The sequence below is a fragment of the Dactylosporangium vinaceum genome, assembly GCF_019904175.1.
GTDB lineage: Bacteria > Actinomycetota > Actinomycetes > Mycobacteriales > Micromonosporaceae > Dactylosporangium > Dactylosporangium vinaceum.
In genome coordinates this window covers 11,153,184-11,171,114 of the sequence record NZ_CP061913.1, presented here as the reverse complement: position 1 = coordinate 11,171,114, position 17,931 = coordinate 11,153,184, and the positions used below count along the sequence as shown (strand labels likewise).

The window sequence follows — 17,931 nt, the reverse complement described above, 5'->3', positions numbered from 1 at the left end:
CGCGAAACCGCCCCGCTCGGCGCGCTTTTGCCGGCGCGGCGAGCGGGGCGGGTCCGGGTGGGGGTCACGGCATGTAGCCGAGGATCAGGGCAACGGTGCCCAGCGTGGCCATCAGAAGGGTCGTGCCGGGGTGCATGCCGATGGAGATGCGGATGTCGTGCTTGCGGTGGACCAGCCAGACCGCGGGGAAGAGGAAGACCAGCTTCGACAGGACGGTCCACGGCGCCCAGAAGTGATAGACGGAGAACAGCAGCGTGTTGAGGGCCGGAGCCTTCCAGCCCAGGTGGGCCAGGCGGGGCAGGAGGAAGCCGCGGAAGTACAGCTCCTCGATCAGCGGCAGGCCGAAGCCGGTCAGCGGGAGGCTGATGAGCATGGTGATGACGATCTTCGAGTGGGAGTAGCCGTCCAGGTAGGTGGTGGCGCTGCCGCCGGCGCCCTCGAAGGGGATCCAGGTGAAGAAGTGCTCGAAGACCAGGTTGTCAAGCGGGGTCAGGGCCAGGGAGACCACCGTCATCCAGACGATCAGGGCGGCGATGAGGGCAGTGATCCGGCCGCGGGAGATCGGGCGGTCCGTGTAGGCCACGACGCCGCGAAGGGAGGCCCGGCCGTTGCGCTGGTGGCCGAGCCAGAAGAGGCCGGCCATGAGCGGGGCCAGCACGATGACCAGTGCGATCGCCCAGGCGAAGAAGATCGGGTAGGCGATGGCCCTGACGAACGGCGCGGCGATGAGCTCGTAGGCGGCCACGATGAGCGCGCCGGGGACCAGGTGCAGGGCGGTGGTCAGGGGCAGGGAGTGGCGGTCGGCCAGGAGCTTCTCGACCAGGCGGTTCGGGCGGCGGGTGGCCTGTGGGGCGGTGAGCGTCTGCGTGGTTTCCATGCCGCAAAGCATCGATGGGCGGCCGAACACCGCCCTGACACGCGACTGACACCGCTCACGGGGGCGTGGCGGCGGCCTCGCGCTTGATCTGCTCGAACTGTGCGGCCATCGCGGCGGCCAGGGCCTGGGCGGCCGAGAGCGGGCGGACCATGACGGTGAAGTCGTCGATGAGGCCGTCGGCGTCAAGGTGCAGGAAGTCGCAGCCCTCGACGGCCACGTCGCCGATGCGGGTCTGGAACACCAGGGCGTGGTCGCGGCCGTCGGGGGACTGCAGCTCGCGGACATACCGGAAGTCCTCGAACACCCGCAGCACGCCCCGCAGGATGGCGGCCACGATCGGCTTGCCCTGGTACGGCTTGAAGGCCACCGGGCTGTGGAAGACCACGTTGTCGGCGAGTGTCGCGGCCATGGCCTCCGGGTCGGCCGCCTCGACGGCGCCGCGGAAGGCGGTCGCGCGGTGACCGGCCCCTCCGCTGCGCTCCGGACCGGTCACGACTTCGACTCCGGCATTTCGAAGATCATGCAGGTGGACGTGGCGTGGGCGACGAGCGCGCCGCGGGCGTCGGTGATCCGGGCCTGGGCCAGTGCGGTCCGGCGGCCGCGGTTGAGGACGACACCCTCGCAGGTCAGGATGCCCGAGGCCAGTGACGCGGGGCGGAGGAACCTGGCGTTGAGGTCGAGTGTCGTGTACCCCACCCCGGCCGGCAGCGTCGAATGGACAGCGCAGCCCGTGGCCGTGTCGAGCAGAGTTGCCAGCACCCCGCCGTGGACGGTGCCGAGGGGGTTGTAGTGGTACTCCTGCGGCTCCAGCGTCACCACGACCCGCCCGTCCTCGGCCTGCAGCGCGCCGGTGCCGAGCAGGTGCATGATCGGCGGCCGGGGCAGCTCGCCCCGGCTCATCGCCTGCAGCAGCTCGAGTCCGCCGCGCCGCCCCAGCTGGGCCGAGTTCAGGGACGGGTCGGACCACGAGAAGGTGCGGCTGCGGACATCCGGCTCGGTCTGCGTCATGGACCCAGACTTCCGGCCCGCTGCTGAATCTGTCAACCAGACTCAGCAGCGGGTTAGCCTGAGGAGCATGAGACCTAGGGCACTCGAGTGGTCCGTCGACAACTGCACGATCGGCCGGGCGATGGCGATTCTCGGCGAGCGGTGGACTGTCGTAGTGCTCCGCGAGGTCTTCAACGGCATCTTCCGGTTCGACGACATGCGGGTGCGGACAGGCATCCCGCGGCAGGTGCTCACCAACCGGCTCGGCGTGCTCGTGGACAACGGCATCCTGCGCCGGGTGCCGTATCGGGAGCCGGGCGCGCGGGCGCGGGACGAGTACCGGCTGACGGAAAAGGGTTTTGATCTTTATCCGATGTTCGTCGCGCTCCGCGAGTGGGGCGACCGCTACCTCGCCGACCCCGGCGGGCCGCCACTGGAGCAGGTCCACCGCGGCTGCGGTGCGCGGGTGCACGCCACACTCATCTGCGAGGAGGGGCACCACGAGATCGCGCCCCGCGACGTGGTCCCGCAGCCGGGGCCCGGGGCGGTGCGGCGGACCCCGGCCGAAGTTTAGGAAAACCGGTCGTGCCGCGTGTCACGCACCGTGAGTGAAGAGCGACCGTTCTGGTGACAACCTGACGCGGCTAACTGCCCAACCATGGATCACGGCGAGTCATCGACCCATGGAAGGGGCCCGCATGCCGAGCAGATACCGGAGCGCACTGGGCGTCGCTTCGGCCGCGATCGCAGCGATCGTGGCAGGAGCGGTCGTACCGGGCGGGCCGGCGGTCGCAGCCACCAGCCCGCCCGTGAACACCGGCGGCCGCACCCGCGTCATCGTCGAGGCCGACGACCCGATCGCGGCCGCTCTCGCGGTGACCCGCGTGGGTGGCACGGTCGGCCGAGCACTTGCCGTGGTGAACGGGTTCGTGGCGGAGGTACCGACGAGCCAGCTGTCCGTTTTGCAGTACGCGCCAGGAGTGCGCAGTGTGACCGAGGACGGCTCGGTCGCCATGGAGGCGGCCAGCTGGCGCGCCGACGGCGACGCCAACTCGATGTTCAGCGTCGTGCGCGCCACCGGTGCGCTCGACGTGTGGAAGAAGCTCGATTCGTCCGGCCGCAACATCGCCGGGACGGGCGTGGGCGTGGCCCTTATCGACTCGGGCGTGGCGCCGGTGACCGGGCTCAACGACACCACCCGGATCATCAACGGGCCGGACCTGTCGTTCGAGTCGCAGAGCCCGACCCTGCGCTACGCCGACACGTTCGGCCACGGCACGCACATGGCCGGCCTGATCGCCGGCCGTGACCCGAACACCAACCTGCTGACGGTCAGCGACCCGACGAACTTCACAGGCATGGCCCCGAACGCGACGCTCGTCAGCGTCAAGGTCGCGGCGGCCGACGGGGCGACCGACGTGTCGCAGGTCATCGCCGGCATCGACTGGGTGGTGGCGCACCGCAACGACCCCGGCCTGAACATCAGGGTCATCAACCTGTCCTTCGGCACCGACTCCAACCAGGACGAGAAGCTCGACCCCCTGTCGCACGCGGTCGAGTCGGCCTGGAAGAAGGGCATCACCGTTGTCGTGTCCGGCGGCAACGACGGCACCACCCGGGCCAAGCTGTCGAATCCGGCGGTCAACCCGTATGTCATCGCGGTCGGCGCGGCCGACTCCAAGGCGACCGAGTCGCGCGCGGACGACGTCGTGGCCGACTTCAGCAGCCGCGGCAACGCGACCCGGTCGGTCGACCTGACCGCGCCCGGGAAGTCGATCGTGGGTCTGCGCGACCCCGGCTCGTACGTCGACGTGAACTACCCGACCGGGCTGGTCCCGGGCGACACGTCGGGCCGCTACTTCCGCGGCAGCGGCAGCTCGCAGGCCGCGGCCATCACCTCGGGGGCCGTCGCGCTGCTGCTCCAGCAGCGCCCGGCGCTGACCCCGGACCAGGTGAAGAAGCTGCTCACGAGCACCGCCGACTTCCTGCCCCTGGCCGAGAAGCTGGGCAGCGGCGCCGGTGAGCTCAACATCCGCAACGCCGTCAACGCCCCGACGCCCACCGCGGCCGCCGCCACCCAGACCTGGGCGGCGTCCACCGGCACGGGGACGCTCGAGGCGTCCCGCGGCACCGCCCACGTCGCCGACCCCGTGAGCGGCGTCGAGCTGACCGGCGAGAAGGACATCATGGGCAAGGCGTGGAACGGCACCACCTGGGCCAAGGCAGCCTCTGGCGGCACCGCCTGGACCGGTGGCACCTGGAACGGCGCGACCTGGACCGGCACGGGCATGAAGGCCGGTCTGCTGCCGGGCCTGCTCACGATGCAGAGCTGGAGCGGCGCCACCTGGTCGGGCACCAACTGGGACGGCCGGACGTGGAGCGGGCGGACCTGGAGCGGGGCCACTTGGGACGGACGCACATGGAGCGGCCGAACTTGGTCAGGAAACACCTGGAGCGGCCGAACTTGGAGTGGGAGCTACTGGTCCAGCTCCATCTGGGATTAACCGAAGAGTTCGGCACAAACAGGGCGATTAATGACGAAAGTACGCGGTTGGAGTCGCCCGGATGCGCGGGTCGCGATGCTCAGCCTGTGGCTGGGCATCGCGACCGTCGCTGCCCACGCGGTGCGTATCCGGACCTTCGGCCTCCCGGCCGACCCGGACCCCGTCCCGCTCGCGATCCTGCTCGTCGCTTTCGCGCTGACCGAGGGGTTCGCGATCCACGTGCGGGTCCGCCGCGGCGGGCACGCGATGAGCCTCAGCGAGATCCCGATGGTGCTGGGGCTGCTGTCGGTCGACCCGACACTGCTGCTCTGCGCCCGGCTCATCGGCGGCGTCGCCGGCCTGGCCCTCCTGCGCGGCCAGCGGGGCATCAAACTGGGCTTCAACATCGCCCTTCTGGGCGTGCAGACCACTGCCTCGGCGGTACTGCTCAGCATGCTGGCCGGCCCCCACCCGTCGAACGGGCCGAAGCAGTGGCTCTACGTCCTCATCGTCATGCTGATCTCGGATGTCATCGCCGCGGTCCTGGTCACCGCCGTGATCGCGCTGCACGACGACCCATCCGAGTGGCGCCGGCTGCCCAGCGCGCTGCAGGGCCTCCCGCTGGTCGCCGTCACCACCAGCATCGGGCTCATCAGCGCCCTCGCGATCGAGCGCGACACCCGGGCCATCGCGCTCCTGGCGATCGTCGCCGCGGTCACCTACAGCGCCTACCGCGCCTTCGTCCGGCAGAGTCAGGGCCACCAGCAGGTCGAGGAGCTCTACGCCTTCACCCGCGCCCTCGACGGCTCCCTCGACACCCGCGGCGTCGCCCGGATCGTCCTGGAACAGGCCCGGGACCAGCTGCGGGCCGAGCGGGCCGAGCTCATCATTCCGGGCGCCGACGGTACCCATGTCAGGCTGCGCATGCACGGCCGGAGCGCCTTCGAGATCAACACGGCCGCCGCTCTGCCCGAGACCGCCTGGTGGCAGCCGGCCCGGGCCGGGGAGCCGGTGCTCGTGGCCAAGGGGACGCGGGTGATCGGCTCCATCGCCGACGGCATCGCGGTGCCCGTGCCGCTGAACGACCACGAGACGGGCGTCCTGCTCGTGGCCGACAGCCTCCCGGACATCCCCACGTTCGGCGAGCAGCACGTGCGGCTGTTCCAGGCCCTCGCCAACCACGCCAGCCTCTCGCTCACCAAGGCCCGGCTGCTCGACGACCTGCGCCGGGAGGTCGCCCAGAACGAGCGCCTGGCCACCTACGACCCGCTCACCGGCCTGATCAACCGCCAGCGGTTCCAGGCCCTGACCGACAGGCACCGGGCCGCCGGCACGCCGGTGGCCGTGCTCCTGATGGACCTGGACCGGTTCAAGGACGTCAACGACGCACTCGGCCACGACGTGGGCGACCAGCTCCTGCGGCTTGTCGGCGAGCGGCTCCAGGAGCGGCTGGGCGACCGCGGCACGGTGGCCCGGTTCGGCGGTGACGAGTTCGCGGTGCTCCTCCCCGGCATCCAGACCGGAGAGTCGGCGGTCGCCGTGGGTGACGACCTCGGCGCCGTCATGGAGCAGCCGATCCCCATCGGCCACCTCCGGCTCAACGCCCGGGTCAGCATCGGCATCGCCCTCGCGCCCGAGCACGGCCACGACGCCAACTCGCTCATCCAGCGGGCCGACGTCGCCATGTACGTCGCCAAGAACTCCCACACCGGCGTGCGCGTCTACACCAGCGACGACGACCGCAACAGCCCGCGCCGCCTGGCCATGGTCGCGGACCTGCGCGAGGCCATCCAGCGCCGCGACCTCGTGGTCGTCTTCCAGCCCAAGCTCTCCACCGCGACCGGCCTGGTCGTCGGGGCCGAGGCGCTGGCCCGGTGGCACCACCCCGTGCACGGCTTCGTCCCGCCTGACGAGTTCATCCCCCTGGCCGAGCACTCGGGCCTGATCCGCCCGCTGACCCTGCACGTGCTCGAGGTCTCCCTGCGCCGCTGCGCGAGCTGGCGCCGGATGGGCCACGACATGCACGTGGCGGTGAACCTTTCACCGAACAGCCTCCAGGAGCACGACCTGCCCGACATCGTCGACCGGCTCCTGGGCCAGGCCGGCGTCCCGGCCAGCGCCCTGACCCTGGAGATCACCGAGAGCAGCATCATGGCCGACCCGACAGGCGCTCTGGTCATCCTCGACCGCCTGCACGCCCTGGGCGTGAAGCTCGCCATCGACGACTTCGGCACCGGGTACTCCTCCCTGGGCCGCCTCCGCGAGCTGCCGATCCACGAGATGAAGATCGACCGCTCGTTCGTGCAGCGCATCGCCGTCGACCACCGCGACCGGGCCGTGGTGCGCTCGGCCGTGCAGCTCGGGCACGCGCTCGACCTCATGGTCGTGGCCGAGGGCGTCGAGGACGAGGAGACGCTGCTCCACCTGCGCCGGGAGGGCTGCAACCTGGTCCAGGGGTATTACATCTCCAAGCCGCTGCCGGCCGACGAGTTCGCCGATTGGCTTACCGCCCGAGTCCCGCAGCTGGGCGGGGCATAACGTTCGCTTCCATGTGCACCGTGCTCCTCCGCTTCGACCCCGACGCCACCTGGCCGGTTCTCCTGGCCGCGGTCCGCGACGAGTACCTGGCCCGCCCCTGGGAGCCGCCGGCCGAACACTGGCCGGGCCGCTTCGGCGGCCGCGACAGCACCGCGGGCGGCACCTGGCTGGCCGTGGACCCGGCCCGCCCGAGCGTGACCGCGCTGCTCAACGGGTTTCCGCACCTGCCCCCGGCGGGCGACCGGCCCACCCGCGGCTCGCTGCCCCTGGCCCCGAAGACGCCCGACGACGAGGTGCTGCGCTCGTTCGACTCGTTCCACCTGGTCCGCGCCGAGCCGACCGAGGTCTCGGTCATCACCTGGGACGGGGCGGAGGTCACCCACCGCCTGCTCGAGCCGGGCGACCACGTGTTCGTCAACCAGGGCGTGGACGTGAACGACTTCGCACCGCTGCACGCCGCGGCCACGCCCGATCCGAAGCCCGGCGTGCCGCCGGCGCAGGCCTGGGGCGACTGGATCGGGCTGCTCTCCGGCGGCGAGTTCACGGGGGCGGCGGTGCGGCCGCTGCTGGTGCGGCGCGAGGTGGAGGGCCTGCTCTACGGCTCCGGCTCGGCCTCGCTGGTGGCGATCGGGGAGCCGGGCGTGCGCTACGACTTCACGGCCAACCCGGGGCCCGACGCGCAGTGGTCGGAGGTCCCGCTACACGCGGAGTGAGGACTCCCACAGCCGGGCGGCCCGGTCGGGGCTCGTGGAGCGCGGGGTCGCCGGGAAGAGCTCGCGCAGGAAGTAGTAGCCGCCCGGCACCAGCTCGGCGGCCGGGGCGTCGGCCAGCCACTGCAGCCGCCCGGCCGCCCGATCGGGTGACGCGAACAGCACCGGCACCGGCTTGGCCAGCATGAACAGCGGGCTGCTGGACGCGAACCGGCTGCGCACCAGCCCCGGGAAGAAGGCCACGGGGAGCACGCCGTGTGCTCCCCACCGCCGCGCTGCTTCCTGGGTGAACAGGATGTTCGCCTGCTTGGACGAGCCGTAGGAGAGCCACCGGGCCCGGTGCCAGAGCGAGGGCCTCAGCGGATCGTCGACGTTCAGCACGCCCCACGCCTCGGCCAGGGACGCGGTGGTGACGATCCGCGAGGTCCCGGCCGCGTAAAGCCGGTCGAGCAGCTCGTGGGCCAGCCGGAACCCGGCGAGGTGGTTGACCACCAGGGCCTTCGGCCCGCGATAGAGCCCACCGGCGTTGTTGACGAGCACGTCGATGCGCTCGCAGGCGTCCCGGATCGCCCGGGCGGCCGTGCGGACCTGGTCGAGGTCGCCGAAGTCGGCGCGGACGGTCGTCGCGCCGGTCTCCTCGCCGGCGGCGGCCAGGCGGCGCTCGTCCCGGCCGAGGAGGATCAGGCGGTCGCCCTGGGCGGCGAACCGGCGGGCGGCGGCGAGGCCGATGCCGGCGCTGGCCCCGGTGATGACCACCGTGCGGCTCACTGCGGCTCCCGGACCCGGGCGTGCCGCACCGCGGCCACGACGACCCACGCGGAGACGCCGACGAGCGCGGCGCGCTCCATCACCCCGGTGAACAGCGATCGCCCGACGAACACGACACCGACGGCCGACAGGATCAGCGGCGGCCAGGCGATCAGCATGCCCAGCCAGGCGATCCAGCGGACCCGGAACCAGTACAGCAGGATCGCGAGCGCACACAGCAACAATGCCCCGATGGCCGCGGCCGCGTGCACCAGATCTTGCGGTGTCGTCGACTCGTACGGCGGCAGCGGGCAGCCGGGGCTGCAGTGCACGACCCCCGACAGGGCGGCCAGGGGGGAGGACAGGGCCAAGGAGAGCGCGATGAGCCCGCAGACCGGGCGGGTCGCCACCGCCAGCAGGGCCAGGGAGCCCGCCAGCAGCACCAGGCTGACCTGGTACAGCGGGGCGTGGGGAGCGCCGGGGACGCCCGACTCGGAGACGTACCGCCAGGGTGCCGACCCGGCGACCGCCGTGGCCAGCCCCACCGCACCGAACGATCCGACGACCGCGGAACCGGCGGCGGCCCAGCGGTTGATCACCAGGCCAGCCTAATTCCATAGCGTGGTCGAATACCCACAGGGGGTACAACCAATTTTGACGTTTGTGTAAAACGGCAGTTCTCGATGCCTCAAGGGTATCTAGCAGGGTATCTACAGTCCTACCGTTCCTAGTTATGGAACTGGAGCTGCGGCATCTGCGGGTCGTGTGCGCGATCGCTGACGCCGGCAGCGTGACGAAGGCCGCATCAGTGCTCGGCCTGGCCCAGCCGGCGCTCACCGCTCAGCTGCAGCGCATCGAGCGGGCGCTCGGCGGGGTGCTCTTCGAGCGGGACCGGCGCGGGGCGCGGGCCACGCCGCTGGGTGAGCTGGTGCTGTCCCGGGCCCGGGTGCTGCTGCCCGCGGTGAAGGGGCTGCAGGACGAGGCCACTCGGCTGGCCAGCGCGGCGGAGCGGGCGGGGCGATACCGGATAGGCGCCGTCAACGGCCCGATCCTCGGCGGACTGGTGCGCCGGATCATCGGCAACCACCCGGCCGCGCAGGTCACCACGCACGCGTCCTGGTCGTCCGCGGAGCTGGGCGACCTCGTGTTGGCCGGCAAGCTCGACTTCGTGCTCGTCGGGGCGTGCGGGGACGCGCCGCCGGCGACCGACACGGGGCTGGCCTGGCGGGCGGTCGCGGCCGATCCAGTGTTCCTGCTGCTGCCGGAGGGCCACGAGCTCGCGGACCGGGACGAGGTGGACCTGTCCGAGCTGGCCGGCGCGCAGTGGGTGGCCGCGCCCGGGGACGGGTGCTTCTCGGCCTGCCACGCGGCGGCCTGCGCGCGGGCCGGGTTCACGCCGAAGGTGCTCTTCGAGACCGAGGTGCGCGGGGCGATCGACCTCATCGAGTCCGGCGACGCGGTAGGCCTGTGCCAGGCGACCCTGCGGCCGATGGCGGGGCTGGCGGCGGTACCCATCGCCGGGGCGCCCCTGCACTGGCGGCAGATGCTGGGCTGGCTTCCGGACGGGCCCGCGGCGAGCGTCGCCTCGCAGGTCTGGGCCTATGCGATCGAGTCCTACGCGGACGCGGTGCGCCGTAACGAGCGCTACTCGAGCTGGCTCGGCCGGCATCCCGACCACCACGGGATGGCCCTCTGAAGACGCCGATCTATCACTTGCCCCGGGCGATACGCTCGCAGCGTGGAGGACGCTGTCGCCCGGCGGGGAACGCTCGTGCAGGAGGCGGCCCGTCGCTGGCGGTCACAGCTGATCGACCTGGGCGGGCGCAATACCCTGCTGTTCTACCGCGACCTGCGCGCGGGCACGCTCGACCTCAGCGCCGCCGACCCCGTCGCGCTCCAGGCCCTGCTCGGCGGGCGCACCCTGCCGCTGGGCCAGCTCTTCGCCGATCGGGACGCGCACCAGGCCGCGATCAAGCGGGCCCGGACCATCCGCAACAAGGCCCGCGAGCTGACCGAGGAGCGGGGCATCGAGACCTGCTTCGCCGCGATCGGCAGCGCCACCTGGGACCAGCCGCCCGGCGCCGGGCCCGCTCCGGCCGCCCCGGTCCTGCTGCGCTCGGCCCAGCTGCGGGCCCGCGGCGCCGCCGAGGACGACTTCGACCTCACCCTGCAGGGTGACCTGGAGCTGAACCCGACGCTGCTGCAGCTCCTCGAAGAGGATTTCGGCGTACGGCTGGACGCCGACGAGCTCGAGGAGCTCGTCAGCTACGAGGCCGGGTTCGACGCCCAGCCGCTCTACGAGCGCCTCGGCAAGGAGGCCGCGGCCCGGGTCAAGGGCTTCGCGATAAGCCCCCGGTTCGTGCTCGGCACCTTCTCCTACGCCAAGCTCCCCATGGTCACCGACCTGCGGGTGGGCGCCCGGGCCCTGGTCGAGCACGACGTCATCGCGGCCATCGCCGGCGACCGCGACGCCCAGGCCGCGCTGCGCCCGGCCGGCGCCATCGGCCTGCGCGACCCCGACTGGATCGCGCCGGAGGACGAGTTCCTGGTCCTCGACGCCGACTCCTCGCAGAACTATGCGATAAACGCCGTCCTGGCCGGCCAGCACAGCGTGATCAAGGGCCCGCCCGGCACCGGCAAGAGCCAGACCATCGCCAACCTGATCGCGTCGCTGGTGGCCCGGGGCAAGCGGGTCCTCTTCGTGGCCGAGAAGCGCGCCGCCATCACCGCCGTCACCGACCGGCTGGCCCGGCGCGGCCTGGGCAACCTGGTGATGGACGTGCACGACGGCACCACGTCCCGGAGGAAGGTCGCGGCCGACCTCAAGGCCGCCTTCGACTCCGCGGCCCGCATCGCCCAGCCCGACCTCGCGGTGCTGCACGAGACGCTCGCCGCCCGCCGGGCCGCCCTCATCGACCACGACGAGGCCATGCACCAGGTGCGCGGACCGTGGGGCGTCTCCGCCTACCAGGCCCAGTCGGAGATGATCCGGCTGGCCGCGGTCGTGTGGCCGATGACCGCCGTCCGCCTGCGCGGCCCGGTCCTGGCCAACCTGGACGAGGTAGGCGCCCGCCGGGCCCGCGAGCAGCTACGCGACTACGCGACAGTCGGCGGCTTCACCGCCACTCCGCAGGAGTCCGGCTGGATCGGCGCCGCCATCCACAGCCCCCAGGACGCCGGGGCCGCCTTCGACCTGGCCTCGCGCCTGTCCGGCCGCACCCTGCCCGAGACCCGCCCGGCGCTGCGCTACGTCGTCGACCAGACCGGTCTGCGCGCACCGGCCGACCTGGCCGGATGGCGGAGCCTGTTCACGTTCCTCGACGGTGTCGCGGCCACGCTTGCGCAGTTCCGGCCGGAGGTCTACCAGGCCGACCTGCCCGATCTCATCGCCGGTCTGCAGGCCGGCTGGTGGACCCGCCGCAAGACGCGCAAGCAGGCCGCTCAGCTGTGGCGCGGCGGTGGCGCTCCGAGCGTGCAGCAGCTCCAGGAGGGCCTCGCCGCGGCGCTGCAGCAGCGCTCCCGCTGGCCGCAGCCGCGACTCCCCGGCGACCTGAGCCGGGCCCGGGCCGCGTTCGAACAGCTCGAGGGCCAGATCGGTGGCCTCACCCGGTTCTGCCCGCACCTCGCGCTCACCACGATGGACCTCGACCGGTTGGAGCGGGTGCTCGCCGGGCTGGCCGCCGACGAGCGCACGGTCCGCCGCGTCCCGCGGTTGAACGAGCTCTCGCTGGCTCTGGCCGAGTCGGGCCTGAGCGAGCTCGTGGAGGACCTCCGCGCTCGCCGGCCCGACGCCGAGCAGGCGGCCGACGTGTTCGACGCCTGCTGGTACGCCTCGATCCTGCAGCACCTGAACTTCTCCGACCCGCGGGTCGGCGCGTTCGACGGGCCGCTGCAGTCGCGCACTGTCGCCGACTACCGCGACGCCGACCGCCGCCACATCGACGCCACCGCCACCCGCGTCCTGCGCGCCGTCGCCGAGCACATCACCCAGGTCCGCGACGAGCACCCGGACGAGAGCCGCCTGGTCGAGCACCAGGCCAACCTCAAGCGCCGCCACCTGCCGATCCGCCAGCTCTTCGCGACGGCCCCGCACATGCTCACCGCCCTGCGCCCGTGCTGGGCGATGAGCCCCCTTGTCGTCTCGCAGCTGCTGCCGCCCCAGGCCGACCTGTTCGACGTGGTCGTCTTCGACGAGGCCAGCCAGGTCACCCCGGCCGACGCCATTCCGGCCCTCCTCCGCGGCCGCCAGATCGTCGTGGCCGGCGACGAGCACCAGCTCCCGCCGACGAGCTTCTTCACCGCGGCCGAAGAGGGCCAGGGCGCCGACCCGCTCGGCGTCAACCCCGACGGCTCCATCGACCTGTCCCTGACATCCGGCTATGAATCGATTCTGGACGTCCTGAGCGCCCTGCTCCCGGGGTACCTCCTGCGCTGGCACTACCGCAGCCAGGACGACCGGCTCATTGGATTCTCCAACGCCCACATCTACGAGGGCTCCCTCGTCACCTTCCCCGGCGTGGCCGGCGAGGGCTCGGTCCAGCACGTGCACGTGCCGTTCTCGGCGCTGTCGGCGTCGGCGGACGAGGCGGCGGACTCCGTCACGGCCGAGGTCGACCGGGTCGTCGAGCTCATCCTCCAGCACGCCCAGCTGCGCCCCAACGAGTCCCTCGGCGTCATCACGATGGGCATCACCCACGCCGAGCGCATCGACCTGGCGCTGCGCAAGGTCCTCGCCGCCCGCCCGGAGCTGCACGCCTTCTTCGCCGAGACCGCCACCGAGCCGTTCTTCGTGAAGAACCTCGAGCGCGTCCAGGGCGACGAGCGCGACGCCATCATCCTGTCCATCGGCTACGGCAAGAACGCGTCGGGCCGCCTGCTGTACCGCTTCGGCCCCCTCCTGCTGCCCGGTGGAGAGCGCCGCCTCAACGTGGCCGTCACCCGGGCCCGCCGCCGTATGACGCTCGTCAGCTCCTTCACCGCGTCCGACATGGACCCGGCCCGCTCGACGAGCGACGGCGTCCGCCTGCTGCGCGCCTACCTGGAGTACGCGGAGTCCGGCGGCACCTCGCTGGCCCCCACCGCGGCCACCCGCACCCCGCTGAACCCCTTCGAGGCCGACGTCCACGACCGCCTGACGAAGGCCGGCATCCCGCTCACGCCCCAGTTCGGCGTGGCCGGCTACGCCATCGACTTCGCCGCCGCCCACCCCACCAACGCGAACGAGATGGTCCTGGCCATCGAGACCGACGGCGCCTCGTACCACTCGGCGACCACCGCCCGCGACCGCGACCGCCTGCGCCAGGAGCAGCTGGAGCGACTGGGCTGGCGCTTCCACCGCATCTGGTCGACCGACTGGTTCGCCGACCCGGTGGCCGAGACCGCGCGCGCTCGCGCCGCCTACGACGAGGCGGTGGCCGCGGTGGAGGCCCGCCGCACGAACGAGCCGACGGTGGTCCTCCACGTCGAGGCCCCCGCCGCCGTCGACTCCCGCACCCGCCCGAAGCCCGACTTCACTCCCGGCCGCCCGATAGCCGAATACCCGCACGGCCTCCTGGTCGACCTGCTGCTCTGGATCGAGTCCGACACCCTCCTGCGCACCGAGGAGCAGGTGGTGGACGAGGCCCGCAAGGAGCTGGGCTTCAAGCGCGGCGGCTCCCGCATCAACGCCGCGCTGCTGGCCGCCCTGGCCGACGCCCGCGGCGAGACCGAGCCGCCGCCCCCGTCGCCCGAGCTTGCGGACGCGGAGGCGGCGGACAAGACCCTGGTCATCGAGCACCCCGAGACCGACTAGGACGCCGAGTCCCGCGGCGTTCGTCAGGGGCCGGTGAACCTCAGGCGCCGGCGGTGAAGGTGTACGAGCCCGCGGGCAGGTAGTAGGTGGCCGGACCGGACGGGACGGCCTGGGCGGGGGCGGTGACGGAGGCGGCGTTCGACGTCGGAACCTTGACCGTGGCCGTGGCGCCGGTCGGGACCGTCACCCGGAGGGTGAGCGTGCCGCCGGAGATCGACCAGTCGCTGACCGCGCTGCCGTACGGGGTGTCGTAGGACGACTTGGCCGACGTCAGGCCGCCGCCCGGGATGGGGGCGATCGTCAGGGCGCTGTAGCCCGGTGCGGCCGGGGAGACGCCGCCGACCTGGCGGTACAGGAAGTCGCCGACCGAGCCGAGGCCGTAGTGGTTGAAGGAGTTCATGCCGGGGTCGTTGAAGGTGCCGTCGGTCCGGATGCCGTCCCAGCGCTCCCAGATCGTGGTGGCGCCCTTCGAGATCTGGTAGCCCCAGCCGGGGAAGCCGGGCTGCATCAGGATCGTGTACGCGGTGTCGGCGTGGCCGTAGGCGGCCAGGACCGGCAGGAGGTTCTCGACGCCCAGGAAGCCGACCGAGAGGTGGCCGCCGGTCGCGCTCACCTTCGCCGCCAGCCGGTCCGCCGCCGCCTGGACGCGGTTGGCGGGCAGCAGGCCGAAGGCGAGGGCCATGACGTAGCCGGTCTGGGTGTTGCCGCTGACGGTACCGTCGGCCGCCACGAACCGGTTCGTGAAGGCGGCCGCTACCTGGTCGGCGAGCTGGCCGTAGGAGGTCGCCTGGGCGGTGCGGCCCGTGGCGGCGGCCATGCGCGCGACAAGCCGGGCCGACCATCCGAAGAACGCGGTGGAGACGACGTCCTGCGCGGTGTTGTCGTTGACGTTGAGCCAGTCGCCGTACGTGGTCTGGTTGCGGATCAGGTCGGCGCCCGACGTGCTCTTCAGGTAGTCGACCCACTTGGCCATGGCGTCGAAGTGATCGTTCACCACCTTGATGTCCCCGTACCGCTGCCACAGGGTGTAGGGCACGATCACCCCGGCATCGCCCCAGCCCGCGGTCCCGGCGCCGGCCGACACGCCCGGGGCCACGTCCGTGAACGCGCCGTCGGCGTGCTGGGCGTCGACCAGGTCATCGGTGAACTTGTCGAGGAAGTTGTGCACGTCCAGGTTGAATGTCGACGTGGCCACGAACGCGGCGATGTCACCGGTCCAGCCGAGCCGCTCGTCGCGCTGCGGGCAGTCGGTCGGGATCGTGAGCATGTTGTCGCGCTCGCCCCACAGGATGTTCTTGGCGAGCTGGTTGAGCATGGCGTTCGACGTGCTGAACGTGCCGGACTGGGCGCCGGTCTGCCAGGCCGCGCGGCCGGTGAGCGTGTCGGCGGTCGGGGTGAAGCCGGCCGGCAGGCCGGTCAGCTCCACGTACCGGTAGCCGTGCACGGTGAACCGCGGCTCGTAGGTCTCGGTGCCGGAGCCGCTGAAGGTGTACCGGTCCGTCGCCGCCGCCCCCCGCAGGTTCGCGGTGTAGATCGTCCCGTCCGGGTTGAGGACCTCGGCGTGGCGCAGCTGCACAGTGGTCCCGGCCGGCGCGCTCATCGTGAGCCGGTCCCAGCCGGTGAAGTTCTGGCCGAGGTCGAGCACCCACACGCCGGACTGCGGCTGGGTGATCGCGACCGGGCGGAACTCCTGCTGCACCGTCACCCCGTTGTCGACCTGGGCGACCAGGTTGGGCTTGGTGCCGCTGCGCACGGCCACGGCCGGCCAGGCGCTGTCGTCGAAGCTCGGGCCGTCCCAGCCCGCGATCACCGACCGGGCGTCGTAGGACTCGCCGCCGTAGAGGTCGTCGGCGCGGATCGGGCCGGTCGTCACCTTCCAGGTGCTGTCGGTCCGGACCGTCTGCGTGGTGCCGTCGGTGAAGGTGATGAGCAGCTGCGCGGAGTACCAGGGCTGCGGGCCGTAGATGGCGGTGCCGGCGAAGCCGACGTTCCCGGAGTACCACCCGTTGCCGACGTAGGCGCCGAGTGCGTTGGCACCCTGGCGGATCTGCCCGGTGACGTCGTACTCCTTGTACTGCACCCGCTTGTTGTAGTCGGTCCACCCCGGCGCCAGGACGTCGCCGCCGACCTTCGCCCCGTTGAGCCGGGTCTCGTGCAGGCCGAGCGCGGTGGTCAGCAGGCGGGCCGACGCGACCGCCTTGCTCACCGTGAAGCCCTTGCGCAGCAGCGGCGACGGCTTGCTGACCACGACGTTGGAGCCCCACGGGCCGCTGCCGTAGGTCGCGAGGGCCTTGGCCGCGGGCCAGCCCGAGTCGTTGAAGCCGGTGGTGTTCCAGCCGCTCGGGGCGCTGTTGAACGCTTTCCAGGCGGTGTCGGTGCTGATCGTCTGGCCCGGCAGGAACAGCTTGGCGATCATCCCCGCGGGTGAGACGGTGGTGTTCTGGCCGGCGATCGCGATCGTGTTGGTCCCGGCCGTGAGGCGCCCGCCGAGGTCGATGGTCGCCGCCCGCTTCCACGAGTCGGTGACCCGCGGCGAGGAGCTGAGCTGCACGCCGTTGACCCAGACGTCGGCCGTGTCGTCGCCGGTCACGACCAGTGTGGCGCTCGCGGGCGCACCGGCGAGGGTGAACGTGCGGCGGAAGTATCTGGTGGCCGCGGGCGCTTCGGTGGCGGGGTCGCCCTCGGGGTACCAGATCCAGGTGGCTCCGGCGACATCGGCGTTGACTGACGGCTGGCCGATGAAGTCCCCGGTCCACTCGGTGGCCGGCGTGCGCAGGGCGGTCTCGAACGACTGGGTCGCGCTCCACGCCCCGGCCCGGCCCTGCGTGTCCCAGGCCCGCACGCGCCAGAAGTACTTCCGCAGGCTGCTCAGGGCCGGCCCGCCGTAGGCGACGTCCACCTGGCTGCTCGACGCCACCCGGCCGCTGTCCCAGACGTCGGCGGTGTTGGCGCTGCTGGTGGAGACCTGGATCTGATACGCGCCCGGCGCCGCCGACCCGGCCAGCTTCCAGCCGAAGCGGGGCTGCGCCGCGTCGATGCCGAGCGGGTTCGTCGCGTGCTCCACCGTCGCCGAAGCCACGCTCAGCGGCGAGGCGGCGCCGGTGTCGGGCAGCACCACGGAGGTGTTCCAGGGGGAGGAGCCGTAGAGGCCGAGGTCGAGCGCGGCGGCCCACCCGCCGTCGCCGAACCCGGGCTGCTCCCAGCCGGCCGGAGCGCTCTGCGCGGTCTTCCAGCCGGCGTCGGTCACGAGATCGGTGGTCCCGCCGCTCGTGGCGACGTGCACGTGCCCGAGCACGCCGGCCGGTCCGGCGGTGGTGTTCTTCGAAGCCAGGGCAATGGTGTTGGTACCGCTTGTCAGCGCGCTCTGGAGATCGACGTACACGGCGCTCTTCCACGAGTCCGTGGCCCGCTGGGAGCCGGCGAGCGGCTTGCCGTTCAGCCACACGTCGACGGTGTCGTCACCGGTGACGACGAGCTGGGCGTCGCTGACGGTCCCGGCGGGGACGGTGAAGGACTTGCGGAAGTACCGGAACCCGGCGGGCACGCTCACGTGGGGATCGCCCTCGGGATACCAGATCCAGTGCGATCCGCTCAGGGAGACGGGTGTGGCCGCCCGGGCCGGCGGGGGCGGTGCGACGAGGACGAGCGCGGCGGTGGCGATCAGCGCGGTGGCGGCCGCGCGTGTTCGTTTTGGCAACGGCATGACGGCTCCTTCTGAAACGTTTCATTAAAACGTTTCATATCCGGATAGTGCGCTCACTGTAGTGAGACGTGTATCGATGCGCAATGGCGATGACC

12 protein-coding genes are annotated in these 17,931 nt (G+C 72.0%); 6 read left to right on the top strand and 6 right to left on the bottom strand.

What is annotated here, in order from left to right:
• Positions 1–64: 64 nt before the first annotated feature.
• From Dvina_RS50245 to Dvina_RS50235, 3 genes are read right to left on the bottom strand one after another with little or no spacing between them, the layout of a single operon-like run.
• Positions 65–877 carry a CPBP family intramembrane glutamic endopeptidase gene (locus Dvina_RS50245; RefSeq protein ID WP_246655843.1) on the bottom strand — a complete coding sequence of 271 codons (813 nt, stop codon included), beginning with the start codon at positions 875–877 and terminating at the stop codon, positions 65–67.
• Positions 878–932: 55 nt separating this feature from the next.
• Positions 933–1,370 carry a nuclear transport factor 2 family protein gene (locus Dvina_RS50240; RefSeq protein ID WP_246655842.1) on the bottom strand — a complete coding sequence of 146 codons (438 nt, stop codon included), beginning with the start codon at positions 1,368–1,370 and terminating at the stop codon, positions 933–935.
• A complete protein-coding gene (locus Dvina_RS50235) occupies positions 1,367–1,885 on the bottom strand; it encodes a PaaI family thioesterase (RefSeq protein ID WP_223099200.1) in 519 nt (172 codons plus the stop codon). Before Dvina_RS50235 ends, Dvina_RS50240 begins: the two co-directional genes overlap by 4 nt.
• Before the next feature lie 67 nt (positions 1,886–1,952).
• On the opposite strand from Dvina_RS50235, the gene Dvina_RS50230 reads away from it, so the two are divergent.
• The 4 genes from Dvina_RS50230 (at position 1,953) to Dvina_RS50215 (ending at position 7,598) form a co-directional block, all read left to right on the top strand.
• The gene (locus tag Dvina_RS50230) at positions 1,953–2,438 is read left to right on the top strand and encodes a winged helix-turn-helix transcriptional regulator (RefSeq protein ID WP_223099198.1); all 486 of its coding nucleotides are present in this window, start codon (positions 1,953–1,955) and stop codon (positions 2,436–2,438) included.
• A gap of 124 nt (positions 2,439–2,562) precedes the next feature.
• Positions 2,563–4,368, top strand: a complete 1,806-nt coding sequence (locus tag Dvina_RS50225; RefSeq protein ID WP_246655841.1) for a S8 family serine peptidase — start codon at positions 2,563–2,565, stop codon at positions 4,366–4,368.
• A gap of 75 nt (positions 4,369–4,443) precedes the next feature.
• Positions 4,444–6,885 (top strand): putative bifunctional diguanylate cyclase/phosphodiesterase, encoded by a 2,442-nt coding sequence (locus tag Dvina_RS50220; protein WP_246655840.1) that lies wholly within the window; start codon positions 4,444–4,446, stop codon positions 6,883–6,885.
• An 11-nt stretch (positions 6,886–6,896) separates the two neighbouring features.
• The gene (locus Dvina_RS50215; protein ID WP_223099194.1) at positions 6,897–7,598 is read left to right on the top strand and encodes an NRDE family protein; all 702 of its coding nucleotides are present in this window, start codon (positions 6,897–6,899) and stop codon (positions 7,596–7,598) included.
• Here the strand turns inward: Dvina_RS50215 and Dvina_RS50210 are convergent.
• Positions 7,584–8,363: an SDR family NAD(P)-dependent oxidoreductase gene (locus Dvina_RS50210; protein WP_246655839.1), complete on the bottom strand. Its 780-nt coding sequence runs from the start codon at positions 8,361–8,363 to the stop codon at positions 7,584–7,586. The two genes, Dvina_RS50215 and Dvina_RS50210, sit on opposite strands and share 15 nt — an antisense overlap.
• Complete coding sequence (locus tag Dvina_RS50205) at positions 8,360–8,941, bottom strand: DUF998 domain-containing protein (protein WP_223099192.1); 582 nt, start codon at positions 8,939–8,941, stop codon at positions 8,360–8,362. Before Dvina_RS50205 ends, Dvina_RS50210 begins: the two co-directional genes overlap by 4 nt.
• 134 nt (positions 8,942–9,075) lie before the next feature.
• Here Dvina_RS50205 and Dvina_RS50200 point away from each other — a divergent pair, with 134 nt between their 5' ends.
• Together Dvina_RS50200 and Dvina_RS50195 are read left to right on the top strand one after the other, a co-directional pair.
• A complete protein-coding gene (locus Dvina_RS50200) occupies positions 9,076–10,038 on the top strand; it encodes a LysR family transcriptional regulator (protein WP_223099190.1) in 963 nt (320 codons plus the stop codon).
• Between the two features lie 42 nt (positions 10,039–10,080).
• The gene (locus Dvina_RS50195; RefSeq protein WP_223099188.1) at positions 10,081–14,133 is read left to right on the top strand and encodes an AAA domain-containing protein; all 4,053 of its coding nucleotides are present in this window, start codon (positions 10,081–10,083) and stop codon (positions 14,131–14,133) included.
• A gap of 40 nt (positions 14,134–14,173) precedes the next feature.
• On the opposite strand, the gene Dvina_RS50190 is transcribed toward Dvina_RS50195, so the two are convergent.
• A complete protein-coding gene (locus Dvina_RS50190; protein WP_223099187.1) occupies positions 14,174–17,836 on the bottom strand; it encodes a family 78 glycoside hydrolase catalytic domain in 3,663 nt (1,220 codons plus the stop codon).
• Positions 17,837–17,931: the final 95 nt, after the last annotated feature.